The organism is Microbacterium sp. NPDC076768, assembly GCF_040687205.1.
Classification (GTDB): Bacteria; Actinomycetota; Actinomycetes; order Actinomycetales; family Microbacteriaceae; genus Microbacterium.
Window position 1 is genome coordinate 1,180,348 of record NZ_JBFBMU010000002.1, and the last position, 17,533, is coordinate 1,197,880.

At 61.0% G+C, this 17,533-nt stretch carries 12 protein-coding genes; 4 read left to right on the forward strand and 8 right to left on the reverse strand.

The window, feature by feature from the left end; genetic code table 11:
• The first annotated feature begins 91 nt into the window (after positions 1 to 91).
• The 3 genes from AB0O87_RS12085 to AB0O87_RS12095 are packed head-to-tail and all read left to right on the forward strand — an operon-like array spanning position 92 to position 5,873.
• Positions 92 to 877: a hypothetical protein gene (locus AB0O87_RS12085; protein WP_363516047.1), complete on the forward strand. Its 786-nt coding sequence runs from the start codon at positions 92 to 94 to the stop codon at positions 875 to 877.
• The gene (locus AB0O87_RS12090) at positions 874 to 2,412 is read left to right on the forward strand and encodes a DNA polymerase Y family protein (protein ID WP_363516050.1); all 1,539 of its coding nucleotides are present in this window, start codon (positions 874 to 876) and stop codon (positions 2,410 to 2,412) included. Before AB0O87_RS12085 ends, AB0O87_RS12090 begins: the two co-directional genes overlap by 4 nt.
• On the forward strand, positions 2,412 to 5,873 hold the full coding sequence (locus tag AB0O87_RS12095; protein WP_363516053.1) for an error-prone DNA polymerase: 3,462 nt from the start codon (positions 2,412 to 2,414) through the stop codon (positions 5,871 to 5,873). The genes AB0O87_RS12090 and AB0O87_RS12095 overlap by 1 nt, the downstream gene beginning before the upstream one ends.
• Before the next feature lie 15 nt (positions 5,874 to 5,888).
• Here the strand turns inward: AB0O87_RS12095 and AB0O87_RS12100 are convergent, their stop codons facing one another.
• The 6 genes from AB0O87_RS12100 to AB0O87_RS12125 all read right to left on the reverse strand — a co-directional run bounded on the left by AB0O87_RS12100 (position 5,889) and on the right by AB0O87_RS12125 (position 13,823).
• A complete protein-coding gene (locus AB0O87_RS12100; protein WP_363516056.1) occupies positions 5,889 to 6,272 on the reverse strand; it encodes a hypothetical protein in 384 nt (127 codons plus the stop codon).
• A gap of 47 nt (positions 6,273 to 6,319) precedes the next feature.
• Complete coding sequence (locus AB0O87_RS12105; protein ID WP_363516059.1) at positions 6,320 to 7,417, reverse strand: ATP-binding protein; 1,098 nt, start codon at positions 7,415 to 7,417, stop codon at positions 6,320 to 6,322.
• Positions 7,414 to 9,924: a DUF5979 domain-containing protein gene (locus AB0O87_RS12110; RefSeq protein ID WP_363516062.1), complete on the reverse strand. Its 2,511-nt coding sequence runs from the start codon at positions 9,922 to 9,924 to the stop codon at positions 7,414 to 7,416. Before AB0O87_RS12110 ends, AB0O87_RS12105 begins: the two co-directional genes overlap by 4 nt.
• The gene (locus tag AB0O87_RS12115) at positions 9,878 to 12,931 is read right to left on the reverse strand and encodes a hypothetical protein (RefSeq protein ID WP_363516065.1); all 3,054 of its coding nucleotides are present in this window, start codon (positions 12,929 to 12,931) and stop codon (positions 9,878 to 9,880) included. The genes AB0O87_RS12110 and AB0O87_RS12115 overlap by 47 nt, the downstream gene beginning before the upstream one ends.
• Positions 12,932 to 13,080: 149 nt before the next feature.
• The gene (locus AB0O87_RS12120; RefSeq protein WP_363516068.1) at positions 13,081 to 13,386 is read right to left on the reverse strand and encodes a LuxR C-terminal-related transcriptional regulator; all 306 of its coding nucleotides are present in this window, start codon (positions 13,384 to 13,386) and stop codon (positions 13,081 to 13,083) included.
• Complete coding sequence (locus AB0O87_RS12125; RefSeq protein WP_363516071.1) at positions 13,383 to 13,823, reverse strand: hypothetical protein; 441 nt, start codon at positions 13,821 to 13,823, stop codon at positions 13,383 to 13,385. The genes AB0O87_RS12120 and AB0O87_RS12125 overlap by 4 nt, the downstream gene beginning before the upstream one ends.
• Here AB0O87_RS12125 and AB0O87_RS12130 point away from each other — a divergent pair.
• On the forward strand, positions 13,812 to 15,479 hold the full coding sequence (locus AB0O87_RS12130; RefSeq protein WP_363516074.1) for a hypothetical protein: 1,668 nt from the start codon (positions 13,812 to 13,814) through the stop codon (positions 15,477 to 15,479). The two genes, AB0O87_RS12125 and AB0O87_RS12130, sit on opposite strands and share 12 nt — an antisense overlap.
• Positions 15,480 to 15,495: 16 nt before the next feature.
• Here AB0O87_RS12130 and AB0O87_RS12135 read toward each other — a convergent pair whose 3' ends face one another.
• Positions 15,496 to 16,524 (reverse strand): Gfo/Idh/MocA family oxidoreductase, encoded by a 1,029-nt coding sequence (locus AB0O87_RS12135; RefSeq protein ID WP_363516077.1) that lies wholly within the window; start codon positions 16,522 to 16,524, stop codon positions 15,496 to 15,498.
• A complete protein-coding gene (locus AB0O87_RS12140; RefSeq protein WP_363516080.1) occupies positions 16,521 to 17,528 on the reverse strand; it encodes a Gfo/Idh/MocA family oxidoreductase in 1,008 nt (335 codons plus the stop codon). The genes AB0O87_RS12135 and AB0O87_RS12140 overlap by 4 nt, the downstream gene beginning before the upstream one ends.
• Between the last annotated feature and the right edge of the window lie 5 nt (positions 17,529 to 17,533).

The following is a 17,533-nucleotide window of genomic DNA, read 5'->3' on the forward strand; positions in this document are numbered from 1 at the left end:
GCCTGTGGACAACCTGAGGCGATGTCTGATGTACGAATTAGCATCATCAAAACGACTTGCTTTATTAGTACATATATTCGAGGATGGATTCATGGTGATCGGGCTCGATGCGGTGGCCTCGCTCTCTCCGGCCAACGACTCCCGCGCGGGAGAAGTGCTGCGGTTGCGCCGTGAAATCAGCAAAATGCAGCGGAGGCGCAGCGAGCATGCGTTGCTTCCCCTCGACGCGGCATTTGCTGCGCTTCTTCCGGAGGAGGGACTGCAGACCGGAACTTCTTACACTGTTTCCCCGTCGCCCAGCCTTGTACTTGCACTGATCAGCGCGGCATCACAGAAGGGGCTGTGGTGTGCAGTTGTTGGTATGCCTACTCTTGGCGCCGAAGCGGCGGCAGCGTTCGGCATCAATCTCGACCGCCTTCTGCTCATCCCCGATCCTGGTGACCGCTGGCTCTCTGCGACCTCTGCCCTTGCCGAAGTCGTTCCTTTGATCGTGGTGTCTCCTGGCGCGCAAACACGAGATGCCGATGTTTCTCGTCTGAGTGCGCGGTTACGCGATCGTGGATGCACGCTCCTCGTCACTGAATCGCCCGGTACGGCACGGTGGCCCCAGAGCGAGGGGACGATACGCCTGCATAATCCGCAGTGGCACGGCCTCGGCGCGGGGTGGGGGTTGCTTTCCGAATGCACCGTGACGGTGACGGCGCAGACGCGGCATAGCCCGCGACCGTCCAGCGTGCGCGTGCTGCTGCCAGGAACGCACGGCACCATTGACATCGTCACACCCGAACTCGCTGCATTGCCAACGGTCTCCCCCACGAAGGCTTCGTCAGGAAAGCCCGTTCCCGGAGAGCTTTTGCGCTGGGCGGAAGCAGGATGAGCGGCCCGCTGCGTGTTCTCGTGATGTGGTTTCCCGATTGGCCCATGCGCGCAGCGCTCGGTAGCGCGCCTCCGCATCCGCCCACCGCTCTGGTGCATGCTGGCAAGATTGTGGCCTGCACTGCGTCTGCCAGAGAACACGGTGTGCGCTCTGGCCAACGCCGCCGAGTCGCCCAGGGACACCTCGCAACTCTGCGGGTACTCCCCCACGACCCAGACAAAGACGAGCGTGCCTTTCTGCCGGTGCTACAACTGCTGGAAAAGCATGCACCAGGGGTGACCCTCCTGCGCCCTGGACTCGCGATTCTTCGGGCCAGGGGCATCGCTCGCTATCACGGCGGGGAAGCATCAGCGGCTCAGGCACTCACCGCCATCCTCGCCGAGGCCGGACTACCCGAGGTACGTATCGGCGTCGCCGACGGTCCGTTTACCGCCGAGATCGCCGCACGAGGGCCCGCGCCCTGCACCGTTGTGCCGCAGGGAGGGTCGCAAGAGTTTTTGGCACCGTACCCCGTGCAAGTACTCAGAGACGAGCGGATCACCGATCTACTCGTCAAGCTCGGGGTACGGACCCTGGGTGAGTTCACCGCGCTTACTCCCCTCGATGTGCGCGACCGCTTCGGCGAACACGGTGCACGCCTGCAGGCGCTTGCGGCCGGTGCCGATTCACAGCCGCTGACTCCTCGTCCCCCTGATCCTGAGCTGGTACGGAGCGTCGAATTTGAATCGCCGCTGAGCGGAACAGACCAAGTTGCTTTTGCTGTGCGGCAGACAGCGGATGCAGTCATGCTCACTCTCGGGAATGCCTCCCTCGTCTGCACGGAGGTACGGATCGACCTGACCGACGACAACGGGCTGGTCTTCTCGCGTTCTTGGTTGCACCCCACCTGTTTCGACGCCTCTGAGTTGGTCGACAGGGTGCGTTGGCAATTGGAGTCGTTGGCCGCGCAATCCGCGAAAGCTCCGGTCGATGAGGCGCGCGCCTTTGGTGGCATCGTGGTGGTGCGCATTGCTCCGGTCGCTGTCGACGACGCAGCGCATCACCAGCCTGGACTCTTCGGCGCCGCCACCGATGAGCGTCTGCACCATGCCGTTTCGCGGGTGCAGACCATGTTGGGTCATCAGGGAGTTGTTACCGCGGCCGTCGCTGGTGGTCGCTGGTTAGCGGATCGTCAGGTGCTTACGCCGTGGGGAGAGCGCACAGTGCCCCCACGCGACCCGAAGTCCCCCTGGCCTGGGGCTCTTCCCGACCCGCTTCCCGCTGAAGTTTTTGTTCCTCCACGGCCCATCGGGGTGCTCGCCGCTGATCAGAGCACAATCAGCATCGATGAGCGAGGAGCTCTCTCGCATACGCCGATGTGGATCGATGGCTCTGATGTGCAGGCGTGGGCAGGACCATGGCCGGTGCACGAGCGGCGCTGGTCCCCAGAGGGTGGGAAACGGGGGCACCGGCTTCAGATCATCGATAGTCGCGATCGGGCCTGGCTGGTCTTTCACACCGGCGACCGCTGGTGGGCTGAGGGAAGGTACCGCTGATGGGCTGGCACAACCCTCCGCAGACCTGGCGTGAGTTGGAGCGTACGCTCAGCGGGGAGGACTCGGCACCAAAACCGCAAAGTGCTGAGCCTCGCGGTATGCGGCCAGACCCTGGCCCTGTGAGTCGGCGCCGCAAGCGCACCCCGCCTTCCGTTGTGCGGCCAGAAGACGCCGTGCCGTATGCCGAGCTGCATGCACACTCGTCGTACTCCTTTCTTGACGGCGCGTCTTCCCCGGAAGACCTCGTCGCTGAGGCTGAGCGCCTCGGCTTGACGGCGCTGGCCCTTACCGACCACGACGGTTTCTATGGCGCTGCCCGTTTCGCTGAGGTCGCGGAATTGATGGAGGCAAAGCTGCAGACAGTCTTTGGGGCTGAGCTCTCTCTCGACCTGCCTGCGTCTCCCCGCGGCGGCCCTGATCCGGAGGGAGAACATCTACTGGTTCTCGCTCGCGGCATGGAGGGGTACCACCGGCTTTCTGGAGCTATCACTGCCGCCCAGCTGCGTGGAGGAGAAAAAGGACGTCCTGTATACGACATCGATGATCTTGCCGCTCGTGCGGGTGGTCATTGGACCATACTGACAGGCTGCCGCAAAGGCGCAGTGCGGCGAGGACTCGCCCAGGGGGATGCGGCGACACCGCTACGGCGTCTCGTTGACCTGTTCGGCAAAGACAACGTTGCGGTGGAGCTGTTTGATCACGGCGATCCGCAAGACACACGTCGCAACGACGCTCTCGCAGAGCGCGCTCGGCGGATGCGCCTTCCCGTCGTTGCCACCAACAACGTGCACTATGCGAGCCCAGCGCAGGCACCACTCGCCGAAGCAGTAGCCGCCGTACGCGCAGTGCGCAGTATGGATGAACTCGACGGCTGGCTCCCCTCACACGACGGGGCACATCTGCGCAGTGGAGCGGAAATGTCGGCGCGGTTTCAGCGCTATCCCGGCGCAATTTCGTACGGCCTCGATCTCGCGGCTGCCGCTGCTTTTCCTTTGCGAAACGCACGTCCTGCACTGCCGCGGCAGGACGTACCAGAGGGGCACACGCCAATGAGCTGGCTGCGTCTTTTGGTGTGGGAGGCGGTGCCTGCACGGTATCCGCATCTCGATGACGCGGGGCGTCACCGCATCTCACGCGAGCTGGATGTGATCGAAGAGAAAGACTTCCCCGGGTACTTTCTCATCGTGCACGGCATCGTCAGCGAAGCGATGCGGCGTGGAATCCTCTGTCAGGGACGCGGTTCGGCTGCGGCGAGCGCCGTCTGTTATCTCTTGGGGATCACGGCGGTGGACCCCATCCTTTACCGGCTGCCGTTTGAACGCTTCCTCGCCACAACGCGACAGGAAGAGCCAGACATCGATGTGGATTTCGACTCAGATCGCCGCGAGGAGATCATTCAGTGGGTCTATCAAAAGTACGGCAGGGAACGTGCAGCACAGGTGGCGAATGTCATCCAGTACCGCCCGAAGAACGCCGTGCGCGATATGGCCAGAGCGCTGGGATATTCTCCCGGTCAGCAAGATTCCTGGTCGCGTCAGGTCGATGGCTGGGGTGCCGGTTTAGAACCTGCTGAGGGGCATGACATTCCCGAGAATGTGCTCTCCTATGCCAGCGCCTTGATGAAGGCTCCTCGACATCTCGGTATCCATTCGGGCGGCATGGTGCTCACCGCACGCCCTGTCGGGGAGGTGGTCCCTGTGGAGCACGCGCGGATGGAAGATCGCACTGTCATTCAGTGGGACAAAGAAGACTCAGCGTTCATGGGCTTGGTGAAGTTCGATCTCTTGGGGCTCGGGATGCTTGCCGCCCTCCGACACAGCTTCGACATCATTCAGGAGACCACCGGCGAGGAGTGGAAGCTGGAGACGATTCCCAAAGAAGAGCCGGCGGTGTACGACATGCTCTGTCGTGCTGACTCTATTGGGGTGTTCCAGGTGGAATCCCGCGCGCAGATTGGTCTGCTCCCTCGTTTGCAGCCGCGGTGTTTCTACGACCTCACTATTCAGATTGCGCTTATTCGTCCAGGGCCCATTCAAGGTGGTGCCGTGCACCCGTTCGTCAGGCGCAAGATGGCGAAAGACCGTATCGACGAGCAGAACAGGCGTCGGGCAGCGCGAGGAGAGGAACGGTTGCCGTTTACGATCCCGTATCCGCATCAGGATCTCGAAGACATCCTCGAGCGCACACTGGGGATCCCCATTTTCCAAGAGCAGCTCATTCAGATGGCCACAGCCATCGGTGACTGCACGGCCGATGAGGCCGACCTGCTGCGGAGGGCCATGGGCTCCAAGCGGGGGTTAGAGAAGATTGAGAAGGTCAAAGAAAAGCTCTATGCCGGCATGACCAGGCGCGGACTCGATGCAGATGCGGCTGATCGCATCTACGCACAAATCCAAGCCTTTTCGAATTTCGGATTCGCTGAGTCCCATTCCCTCTCTTTCGCTCTGCTCGTCTATGCAAGCTCCTGGGTGAAGTTGCACTATCCCGGCGCCTTTCTTGCGGGGCTCCTGCGCTCACAGCCCATGGGCTTCTACTCCGCCGCCACCCTTACTTCCGATGCGCGGCGTCATGGGGTGGAGGTGCGTCGTCCTGATCTGCATGCTTCTGGTGCGATGGAGACGTTGGAACCACTCCGTGAGGGGGTGCGAAGAGAGCCGACGGGCCTGGACGAGTGTCTGGCTGACCCGCAACCGCCCACTCTCCGCTTCGCTCGCGAGGCGAAAGATGAATCAGCCGCGCACCGAAGGGACGGAGGGTTTGCCGTACGACTCGGGCTCAGCGGCATCCGCGGTATCGGTGTACCTCTGGCAGAGAAGATCGTGGCAGAGCGAGAGGCGAATGGCCCGTACCGCGATCTGCATGATTTGGTGCGACGCACAGATGCGACAGCGGCACATTTGGAAGCTCTCGCGACAGCCGGCGCCTTCGAATCTCTGGGATTTGCGCGCAGAGAGGCCACCTGGCTCGCGGGCGCTGCTGCAACGGACCGTGCCCATTTCTTGCCAGGCACTGCCGTCGCTGTGCAACCGCCGCTCTTTGCCGATCAAACCAGCTACGAACGACTCTCAGCCGATCTGTGGGCGACGGGCGTATCGACCGATGATCATCCCATGGGACATTTTCGCGCGGCGCTACAAGAGCGTGGCGTACTTACCTCGGAGGATTTGCGGACGCATGAAGAGGGCAGGCGTGTGGAAGTCGCCGGTCTTGTAACCCACAGGCAGCGTCCGGCGACAGCCGCTGGCGTCACCTTTGTGAATCTGGAGGACGAGAAGGGTTTGGTGAACGTCGTATGCTCGGCCGGCGTGTGGAACCGTTATCGTCGCGTTGCCAGGGACTCACCGGCGCTGATCATCCGTGGCATCCTGGAACGCTCACCGGAGGGCGTGATCAACGTGATCGCCGACGGCTTTGACGATCTGCGCACCGGTCTTACCCACCACTCACGAGACTTTCGGTGATGCGGAGCCCTCACTTCACCAAAAGCGCGGGGCTTCTTCCCTCGGCGGACGGTCGGAGCCACCCCATCGATCAGCCTCTGCCTTCGCCGCCTCAGCGGCGGCATCCGCATCACGCAGGGCAACGCGTGCCTCGGTGACAGCAGGGCCAATCGGGTCGACGAGCAGTGCGGTGCGCGGGCTTGGCCCATCGATCGTCACGGTACATTCCAGTACTCGCCCAATCCACCGAGACGCGCCACCTCCCGGCAGCTCTCCCCGGCGGTACCGGATCCCGGTGTCGAGATCGAGCAGGCTGACGACAACAGGTTCGGTAGTAAGCGGATCGACGCTCTCTGTCACCTCCACGCGATGGCCAACAGCGATGGCGACCTGAGCGGAAAACACGAGCAATCTGTCCATGCCCCCACCCTAAACACCCTGCCAGGAAGACAACAGGGAGTTCGCGTCTAGCTCCGCAACGGGACCTTGACGTCTCCACCCGCTTCTTCGGTAATTCGCTCGCCCATCTGCACGAAGGTCGGCTCAGAAATGAACCCGCCTGCAAACAGCGCTTGTCCCTGTGTGAAATCCGATGAACGCCGGATGGCTTCTTCAGGGGCGAATCCGAAGACATCGGCAAGCTCCGCCAGGTCGCGCGGAGAATTGACGCGCATCAGCGCAAGATTGTCGCACTGCGAAAGAACGTTGGGGTGGATCTTGGTCGGGCGCTGCGTGGAAAGCAACAGCCAAAGGCCAAACTTGCGTCCCTCGGCCGCGATCTGCACCAGCTGCTCGGTGAGAGCCCGCTCGACGGCTGTTTCCGGATGCGGTGAGCACAAATTGTGTGCTTCGTCGATGACGATCAGTATGGGCTTGCGCTCTTCGCGCCGTGCCCAGAGGTGCTCCAGTACCGCGAGCGCTGCCACCTTCGGCTCTGCGCGATGCTTGAATCCGCCGAGGTCGAGCACGGAGGCTCTTGGACGCTCATCGATGACGTCGACAACGGCAGCGCTGCCACGAGACCACACATCCCAATCGAGCACCTGCAGGTTCTCGATCCGCTTGGCCAGCTTGACCTTGGCTGGTTCCCCTGTCGCAAGCAGACCGCTCACCATTCCAGTGGTGTCCAGTTTTTCGCTGTCGTTTTCCAGGTGAATCAGGGCGTTGTACTCATCTGCGTCGGCAATGGGATCCATCTGCAACACGGCTGCCTTTGAGGCAGGGGAAAGATCAACGAAGCGCACATGCAGATTCTCTTCGTCACTCGCGCTCACTCCACCCGCGGCACGAAAGACCTTCAGATCTGCCTCGGCGAGCCGGGCAGCGTCTTTCTCGCTTGCGGTAAGCCGCGTCTCACGAACCCGCGTGAAATCTCCATTGGGGTCGAGCACGAGCATCGGCAGCTCCGTCTCCAACAGCAACTGCTCAAGGATGACGCCGAGAGCGTAGGTCTTGCCGCTACCGCTCTGGCCTACCCAGAAAGTGTGCCGATTAAAGCGTCGCGCATCGAGTTCTACCGTGGACTGTGGATCGCCGAGAACTGTCCCGATCGTCAGGTGCGTCATGTTTTATTGAGGCCTTTCGTGCGCGTTCTTACTCCCATCCAACCGGATAGTATGCGTCTTCGTGTAACGAGCCACAAGACAGCTCCCGCTCCTAGCAGACTGATCCCACCAGCTACTAGCCACGCTGACGATGTGCCTCCCGTAATTCCCAAGAACGATCCATCATTGAAAGAGCCCGTCTGCGATGTTCGACAGGTCACGCCTGCAAGGACCGTGATGCGTTTGGTCTCCCCCTCGCGCAACACAAACGTTGCATCTTCTGGGGCGAGTGGATAGTCCACTGCGCTCGTGCCCTCGTCATTTTCAAGCGGATACGTGCACACAGTTTCAAAGGAAGATGAGCCCGACCCAGTGGTCGAGACAACCACCTGCTCGGTTTCAAAGGTGTTCGTAACAGTGATGGAAAGCTGACCAGTCATCCCGCCTGCGCTCGCTGTTACTGCTGCGCCAGACTCAAAGGTGGCGGCATCGACTGCGGAGGCTGCGGCGCCCTGCATAACAAGCTCTTCTGCAAAGCAGCGCGCTCCCAACGGCAACAGAAGCGCTTCCTTTACTCCGTCCTCCCCCGCGGCGACCACCGAGGCGACTACAGGCGTGTTTGGCTGAAGATCGATCAGTCCGGAGTACAGCTCGACGCGTGTCCCTTCCCGATCGATCTGACAGGTGAGTTGCGTGCGGAAGGACATAGCTTCAACGAAGCTATCGTTCGCCGCAGCCCCGTCGAGCGCCTTGGATAGCCAGACATTCGCCGCCGAGAACTCGTTCAGAAATCCCGCGGTTTGAGTTGTCGTGTCATCCCCGTCGATCACCAAATTCACCGCAGCTGGTGTGGCATCTGCTCCGCCATTCTCCGTTTCGACAATCACGCAGATCGCACCAACGGGGATCCCCTCCACAGCATCTGATGTGTAGGACCCAGCGCCATCAACTTCGAGCCGAACCTGATCGACAAAAGCAGCCTCCACTCCGCTGAACGAGCACGTCACCGAAAATTCAAAGGTGCTACCCGAGAATTCTGCCCCGGCGCCTGCGACCTCCTTGCGGATGCTGAGTGCTCCCAGATCGAACGTATTCGTCACCGTGATCGAGTCATCGATGTCTGGATCGCTGCTGACCGTGACGGCACTCGCTGGATTCACCGCAACGCTCGTTGCCGACCCCGTTTGCGTCTCAGACGCAGAGCAGGAGGCTCCATCGGGTGCTGTCAGGATTCTGTCACCTGCGGCGGCGAAAGAGACCTCCTGCGGGTAGCCAGGCACAGCCTCACCACCGATCAGGCATGTCACTTCAACGATGAAGGGTCCCGTCGCGAAATCAGAACCGTCGCCATCGATCACCTTGGCAAGGGTGAATTCTGCGGGACCCACTAACGCCATATCCAGTGTGAGGTTCGTGAAGTCGTCGCCGGTCAATGGTGCTACGCGCACGCCCCCCACGTTTTCCCCGACCGGCTCCAGACCCGAAATAGGCTCAGCGTCGACCTCCGCATCGAGACTTAGTAGGTTCGAAGTGCGTACGCCGCCGTCTGCAGTAGCGACGGTGTGGTGATCAACGTCCTCATTGAGGTCGGTGTTCGGATCTGTCTCAGCGCCGGGTGCGGCAAAGGCACCTTCCAGCAGTCCGCCCGTCTCAAACTCACTCGCTGGGATCACCGCGTAGTAGCGACCTCGGGGAATGTCGTTCAGGACCCAACGTCCGTTCGCGTCCGTCTCGACTTCTCCCATCTTGACGTCGTCTTCGTCATAGACCTCAACGTGCACCCCCTCTGGTACCGGCGTGTCGACGTCTTGGGTGAAGGTCCCGTCGCGGTCCGCGTCAAACCAGATGAGGTCACCCACACTGAACCCGAGGACCCGAACGGAAACCTGATTGGAGGCAAGGAGCTGGAGGCGTCCGGCGTTGATGAGGCTTTCGCTGAACGCGGAGAAACGGTTGGCATAGAGATCCCCGGCAACGTTTCCGACCTGTTCCGTCTCCACGATGATCTTCAGCGCAGCCGCAGAGCCCGACCCGACGGTTGCAAGCGGGTTGTCCGCCACGAACTTGAAAGCTGTCGCCTGTGCGGTAAACGTCGTAGACCAAATGCTCGGATCCGTGTCATCTGAAGCGTGCTGAGGCACATTCGCCGCTTCGACTGTCGTGTAGAAAAACGTCCCTGGCGCCGTCGTCTCGCCGTCGAGCTCAAAAGCGGTCGGGGCTCCCGACAGCGTATTTGCGCCTGAATACTCCGATCCAGGCGTACGGTTGATGCCGGATTCGTCCGTCTGATCTCCGTTGTACGACAAAACATCGATGACCGTGAAGGGCTGAATTGCGAGTGACTCACTAAAGTTCTGCACCTGAAGAGTGAAGATCTGGCGACCATCCTCCAGATCGAGCGCACGATCAACAGACTTCTTCAACTGCACTTCCCCGGTCTGTTGCGAGACAACGGTGTGGCTGTCGCTGTGTGACGCGGCCTCAGGGACGAAATCCCCGCGGATGTTCCCCACCGCGAGGAAAGACATCTGAGGTGGCGAGCGGATCCGTATAGGTCGCAATCCGCAAAACAGGAAGGCCCTGATTAGGAGTCCTGGTTCCAAAACTCCAAACGAGTGTTGTCGAGCCGTCGGCATTCGCAATTACCGAAGAAGGCGTTGTTCCGCCAACGACATCCGCCGTTGCCGCGGCATCATATGCAACTCCCTCGGGGAGTGTGTAGGTAACAGCCACGTTCTCCACCGGAGCCGGTGTTCCAGACGCTGCGGTCAATGTGGGAACGATCTCCCAGACGACAGGTGCGCCCGCTATCGCTGATCCGGTCACACCGAAGTCGGAGGCACCACTCGCTGCTATTCCTCCGACATCAGCATCCACCGTGCGCGTCGCAAGTCGTAGCGCAGCGCGCACGACCGTCCACCTATCCCCCTGGATACTGCCGTTCTCCGTGTTCGCGATCGCGCCACCTGCGGTGCCGGCGCCTGGAACGTAAGCGGCCTCCCCCCATCCGCTCCCCAGGTCAGCCTGAGCAAAATTAGCCGCCACAGTTCCCGCGGGGATAGGTTCACCGTCACGGCTACCTCCGTTGAACTCGTTGCGTTGCTCAAAGGTAAGGAACCAGTACACCGCGCCCCCAGGGGCGACCACATAGTCGCCGACGACCTGTGTCCAGACGACATTTACTGCGTCTATCCCGCCCGGTACGTCGTTCGGGTTATCGAACCACTCCACGTCGGGCGAGCCGCACACCGTGCTCTCTGCATCTGTCGCTGCACGCTGATTGGTCCAGTCTCCCTCGAAACGGTCAGTCGCCGCATCGAACACTCCCGTGTTGACATCGTCGCCCGAGAGGTCGATAGAGGCATACTTCGTCTGCCAATTCGCCTGATACGCCGCCCGAGCCGCCGCACCCGTCACCGCCTCCGGAATGATGACGGAATACATCGTGTCGGGGTAGCCAGCTGAGTTCGCACTCAACGGCGCTATGGACAGAGTGGTGTTATCAAACACATCGCACATGCGCGCAGCAATCGGCGCTCCTTTTGTGGCGATCGTTACCCTGGAGCTGAACGCTTGTCCGGGTTGCACCTGTCCCGCCCCATCGTGAGCCTGGCTGGCTTCAGGAAGTGGATTTATGTCACTCTCGACATATGCGCCAGGAGCGCGGTCGAAGAGGTATTTTCCCCAAGCTCCGGGTGAGATTGCTACGGGAAGAGGACCCGCCACGTTATTACTTCGTCCCCCATCAGCCATATTTATACATAGTGACGACTGATCAGAAGAGCTGCCCATCTCGCAGTACCCCGGCTCGTTCTCATCGCCGTAGTTACTGGCGCCAGAAAGCCCTTCGGGATCAAATCCGCCGATGCGATTGAAGACGCTCAGTCGCCCCGTCCCGTCATCCGGCTCCCCCTCCATCCGGTCAAGCTCGGTGTAAGGGATGAAGATACGCACCCGGTACGAAGCGACATAGAAGGGACCAGCCTCGAGCGAAACCTCGCCGTTGGCGCTCGTCGTCGGATAGGTAGCACCAGATGTGTCAATCCCGCTGAACTCAAAGGAATAGTTCCCCGTATCAGCAGTTGCACGCGAGTAGGTGCACGAACCGGAGTCGCGCACACTGTTTGTTTCGTTGGCTATCGAGCTCTCCTCGATCTTCCCGAACACCGTGTTGTCATAGTCCTGCCCGAGAGCAAGCCCGGCTGGACTCGCCCTGCACTGGTCGATGTACCACTTCAAGTCGGAGATGTGAGAGCCCACCGCTTCCCCGTTGGGCCCTTCGACAGTGCGAACTCCCCAGTAGCTGTCCTCAACCCGGATGGGTTGACTGAGGCCTTCTACTCCGACGACACGATCAGTTGATATTTGGATCGTGTAATACGAATACAGTCCGGCTACGTCAACGCCATCGATAGTGTGAGTGCCGTTGTAGTTATCCCGGCCGCTGAACTTCTCGATGTCGTAGCTAGGTGCTGCGGTGATCTCGATCGGACCGTTGCTTACAGTCGCCGATGGTTGCGCGATGGCAACGCCCTGCGTATTTGTCGCGTACGCACGCGCAGTAACCTCGAAGGTTGACCCGTTGGTCGAATTGGACGAGACCTGCACTGAAGTAGGCAACAGACGCACCGCCGTTGCGTCTCCCATCGCGCCGATGTTGCAGGTGAGCACGACCTGCGTCGTGCCGCTCGGCGGATCACCCTTGGGCAAGATGGACACCCCAGACGGATACGCCACGATCGTCCCGCCGGCGCATGCCGCGGGGACTGAGGCGAAGTTCGCTCGGGCGTCCGAACCGAGGCTAATCGTCTGCTCAAAAAATACATCAGAGAGCGTCCCACCCACAGACGCGCTCGCTGCGGCGGTCAATGACCAGTTGTAGCGCACGATATCTGCAGTACGCACTGTTCCGTCTGCCGCCGTGGAGTCGTTGCCAGGCTGCGAGCTGTCAGCGTCCCACGGAGCTGCGCCGGTGTATACCGAGAGCCCTTCGTAGCCCGCCGGATCTGCCGCTAAAGCAAGATCGAGCGACCACGCAGGGAAAACCAAGCCATCCAGCACGATATTGCCGCCACCAGCGAACGGCTCGGAGGATGCCGTGCTCAAGTTTCCTCCGCGCACGAATGAATTATCGTCTGACGCTGTAGGAAAGGTTGCGTAGACACCACCGTTCACCGCAGACACATCGAGTTCGACGATGTACGGGCCAGCAACCACGGTGTAGTCCTCCTCGGCGAAGGACCACGCCCCGTTGGAGTCTGTCGTCGTCGTAAGGCGTGGGGATGCGGGATCGGAACCTGTCAAAGCGACAGCGACGCCCGCCAACGGCAGGTCGTTCTCCCCGTCAACGCCAGTGCCGACAGCTCCGTCTCCATTTGCGTCTACGCGAAGCACCCCAGAGACGGTGTCTCCTGGTGCGGCATTCGCAACAGCAACCGGTATAAAGATGGACGCGAACAACGCCGTGACCACAGCAAACGCTTGCCATGAGATCTTCCGTGGCAGCGACGGGTCTCGATGGTGGACAATCGGCACGATGCGGACCTCCTCGGCCGCAACGCGGAACGCTACGGGCTGGCGCCCCCGCGGGGAATGCTGGTGCCGGTTCGGCGACAGCTCGGGTGCACCCTACGCCTCACAATAGGTGTCTGGGCACGGCAGAGTCCACTACATAGTGGATATGTTTAACCGAGCGCTGGGAGGCGAAGCACCACAGCGGCACGACTGGTGACTCGCAGAACTCGAAAGATTTCTTCCAGGTGCTTCTTCACTGTCGACTCCGATATTCCGAACTCCTGCGCGAGCTCGCTGTTCGCGCCGTCCGTCCGAGCGCGTGCGATCACGACCTCTGCTTGGCGATGCGTCAGCCCCTCCGCCATGAGCACGTCCGTATCTGCGTGCACATCTTGCTGTCGGTGTAAAAGCAGCACTGGGGAACCCAGTCGCACCGAATGCACGATGCAGTGCCAGAGATACGCCCCGATCGTCACCCGATGTCGCGACTCTGTTTCCGCCGATCAGCCGTCAAAACAGCAAGGAAGACGTTGGCGATCTCAACGATGGAGAGATCGTCACGATCAGCGGTATCGACAACGTCAAAGCTCACGAAGACAGCGCGATCAACTATGTCGCGCTCAACGACGAGTGCTTCACTCTGCGCGATCCCCTCGGCGCCGCTGGTGTGGGCAGCCCCTCCGCGAAAGGCGAGGTCACCAGCCCAACTGAGTTGGGTCCGCACACTGCAGAAGGAAGTCGCGACATCGTCGAAGTGCGCTTCGTCGGGTTGCTCGACGACGGCACCACGATAGACGCAGACATCGTCTGCGAGCTTCAGAACGCTTTCTAGCGCGGGCGCATCGAGGAATCTTGCCTCGATGCGTACACAGTGTGTAGCGATATACCGGAGAATCGACGAGTGAGTGAACATTTCACGTCTCCGCCTCAGCCGGACAGCTCAGCGCCTGCCGCCCCGCGCGTCGCGAGACTCCGCGCCCTTCGGTGGCCTTTGACGGTATCCGCTGGAGTGTTGGTGGTCATCCTCATCGCGGCCGCGGCGCTCTACTTCGTCAGCCGCAGCGTCGATTCAGACGGTGATGGGCTATCTGACTACGTTGAAGCGACCGGCTGGCGCACGACAGCCGGAGATATCTACATCACTGATCCTGGTGTGGCAGACACAGACGGCGATGGTCTCGACGATGGCTACGAGGCTGGCGATCCCGTGGAGGGGTCTGGTTCGGATCCGCTGTATCTGGGTGTTACCGACCCGACCGAAGGTGATTCAGACGACGACGGCCTTGGCGACGAAGTGGAAGTCGCAGCCTGGCGCAGTGACCAAGGTGCGGTGTATCGCACCGATCCATGGAATCCCGATACAGACGGTGATGGGCTAGGTGATGACGATGAAGCTGGCGCGCCTTCCTCCGACGCCAACGGAGATATTGAGTTTGAGGTGTTTTCCGATCCGACGGTGGGCGACACCGATCGCGATGGTTTGTCCGATGCTGTCGAGGCTGATCTCTCCCTCGACGCGTTCGCCCCTGACACCGACGGGGATCGCCTCGGAGATGCGGAAGAAGTCCTCGAAGTTGGCACGGCACCCGACCTTTCCGACACCGACGGAGATGGGTTCGACGACGGGTATGAAGTCGAGAATCAAGCCTCCCAAGGACTTGACCCCCTGTGGCCGGACGTCAAAGTGGATACCGCTGTCTATGCACGCGACTTCGCGGAGGGTGCCGTTCTCGGCGAGTTCGCGCCGGGTGACTCCCTCGCCTGGTTCGCCGGCAACCTCGCTTCTGGCAGCGCCAGTTTCATTCCCGGCATCGGATGGGTGATCGGCGGGGCTGCTGATCTACGAGACGCACTCGCGTCGACGATCCAAGCAGATTGGGTCGGAGCGGGCCTCAGCGTCGCTGGCCTCGTACCGATAGCTGGCGACATAGCGGCGGTTCCCGCCAAGACAGCCAAGTTCGTCGCACGCCACCCCGAGTTTGCTGCCACCGTGGGAACGACGATCGTGAGCCTCAAATGGGTGCCCGATTCCGTCAAAGTTTCTGCCCTTCGATCTGCATCGCCGGAGGATTGGGATTTTCTCGTGCATTCCGGTGTGAGCTCTTCCACATTGGCTCAACTGCAGAAAGGCAATGTCAGTGCCTCCACCCTGGCGGCGGCTGTGAGACGCGATGGTCATCGCAGCGGAGATACGACTGCTTTCTTCCGAACCCCGGACATGGGCGAGGAGTTCTTGGCTGAGCTTTATGGCGCAGATAACCCGGCAGTAGTGACACAGCTCGCCCTCCCGACTCGCGGTTGCATTGCGGTCTGCAATGCCACCACCCGACGAGTGGATGTCTTTGCCGACGGCGTCGCCCATGAGTCAAAAGTTGGTCGCGTGTACCTCACGGAGTCGATTCAGAAGCAGATACTCTCAGACGCGTATCTTGCCGAGACGGGCGCGATTGATAGCGCTCATTGGCACTTCTTTGCGAGCTCAGTGACGAACACACTGGGGCCGAGCGTTCCCGTGATGGACCTCCTCGACAGTCATGGCATTGCGTACACCATTCATCTCCCGAAGTAGCATTCAGCGCTGACACCTAGTTGGTTGAGCGCACCGACTCCGATTTCCCTGAACGCACAGACCGGCGAGCAGCATCGACGATAGCGAGCGTACGCACGCCCACACCGCCGTCAGTAACGGGCCTCTGACGGGTCTGGATCGCCTCGAGGAACTCATCGATCAATAGCTGATCAAGATCCGCGCCGAATGCGTTCCACACGGCGCCGTCTGCGTCGTATCCAGAAATATGCGCGGCGAAAGGGTCGATGCGCATCGACCCCTCGGTGCCGTGCACTTCAAGGGTGAGTCCACCCCACGTCGATGCGGAATCAGGTTGGCTCCAGGAACAATCGATCGTTGCGATGACGCCAGATGGGTAGCCGATAGACACGACTCCCCCTGTCTCTACCTGCACGCCCCGATCAGCGTGCAGGATGTGGTTGACCGTCGCGTATACATCGTGCGCGCTCTCGCCGAGCAGTTCATCGATAAGGTCGGCGCAGTGCACGACATGGTCGATGAGCGCACCACCGCCCGCTGCCTGCGCATTGGTAAACCAGCTGCGGTCTCCCAGCGGAATCTTCCCGTTGTTTGTCCCTGAGATCGCAACAATGTCGCCGAGTTGGCCCGCACGCACGCATGTCACCAACTCACCAAACGATGGTGCGAATCGCACAGGGTACGCAGTCATCAGCAAAACTCCCGCTTCCTCCGCCGCCGCGACCATCGCGCGCGCATCGTCGATCTCTGTCGCGAGGGGTTTCTCGCAGAGGACATCAGCGCCTACTGCTATTGCCTGCATAGTGAGTTCGTAATGACGCGCATTCTCAGCGGCGATGACGACAGCGTGTGGAGCGTATTCGAGCACCTCGTCAACGCTTTCTACGTAGTCGATGCCGAGCTTCTGCGCGAGGTTCGCACCCCGCACACTCCCCGAATCGTACGGGGGAAGATCTGTGCCGATCACCTGCACTCCTCGCTCGACGAGCGAACGCGCGTATGCCTCGACATGGGGGTGCGCAAACGAAAGGATGCCGACGCGAAACGGCGCAGTCACGCGGGTCATACTCGCTCCCCAATGAAGCTCTTATTGGTGATTTCTACGGCCGAACCACTCGAGATCGACTCGAGTGCTGCCTCGGCGACCAGGACAGCACGAACGCCATCTGCACCGCCGACTCTCGCGGGCTCCCCCGAGTGAATGGCGTGCACGAAGTCTGCGATTTCGGCGGCGTAAGGGCTTGAGACACCACTTGCCTCCGGTACATAACCACCATGCCCACGCGCGGGAAGCGCAACACGCACGCTGTCGTCGCGGGTCGAGTCGAACCGCAACACCCCCGCATCTCCCGCGAGATCGAAAGAGTAGGAAAACGGCAAAGCCGGGTTGCCCCATGTTCCTTGCACATGACTGATCAATCCCGACTCGTGGTCGAGGATGACGTGGGCAGCTACGACCTCCGAGTTCGCGGTGCCACCGCGGCGTAGCCGGGCAAATACGCGCCGCACAGGTCCACCAAGCCACTCAGCTTGATCAAGGTCGTGGATCATCTGATCCATCACGATTCCGCCAGAAACTGTCTCATCGAAGAACCACGCCTCTGTGGGCGCGGCGCTCTGCCGCCGGAACCGAAACACCGCAGGGCGCCCGATCCGATTCCGCTCGATGGCCCGCTGCGCCTCGAAGAACTCAGGAAAATACCGCACAACGTGTGCAGGAAAGAGGCGCACTCCCGCGTGTGCTGCAGCATCGACAACAGACCTCGCCTCGTCTGCCGTGCGGGCAAGTGGCTTCTCACACACCACGTGTACCCCCTTCTCGATGGCAGCCAGCGCCAGGCCTGCATGAGTCGACGTCGGCGTCACGATATCGACGATGTCAACTGCCGACCAGAGTTCATCGAGGGAAGCAGCCACCTCAAGCCCGTACTGCGATGCGAGTGCTTCCGCACCGACGTGGGAGTACACAGTGATGCGTGCACCAAGTGCGAGCCAGCCAGGAACATGCGCGTGCGAAATTGCACCGGCCCCGATGAGGCCGACACGAAGGGGCGGATCAGGTCGTTTCATAAGGT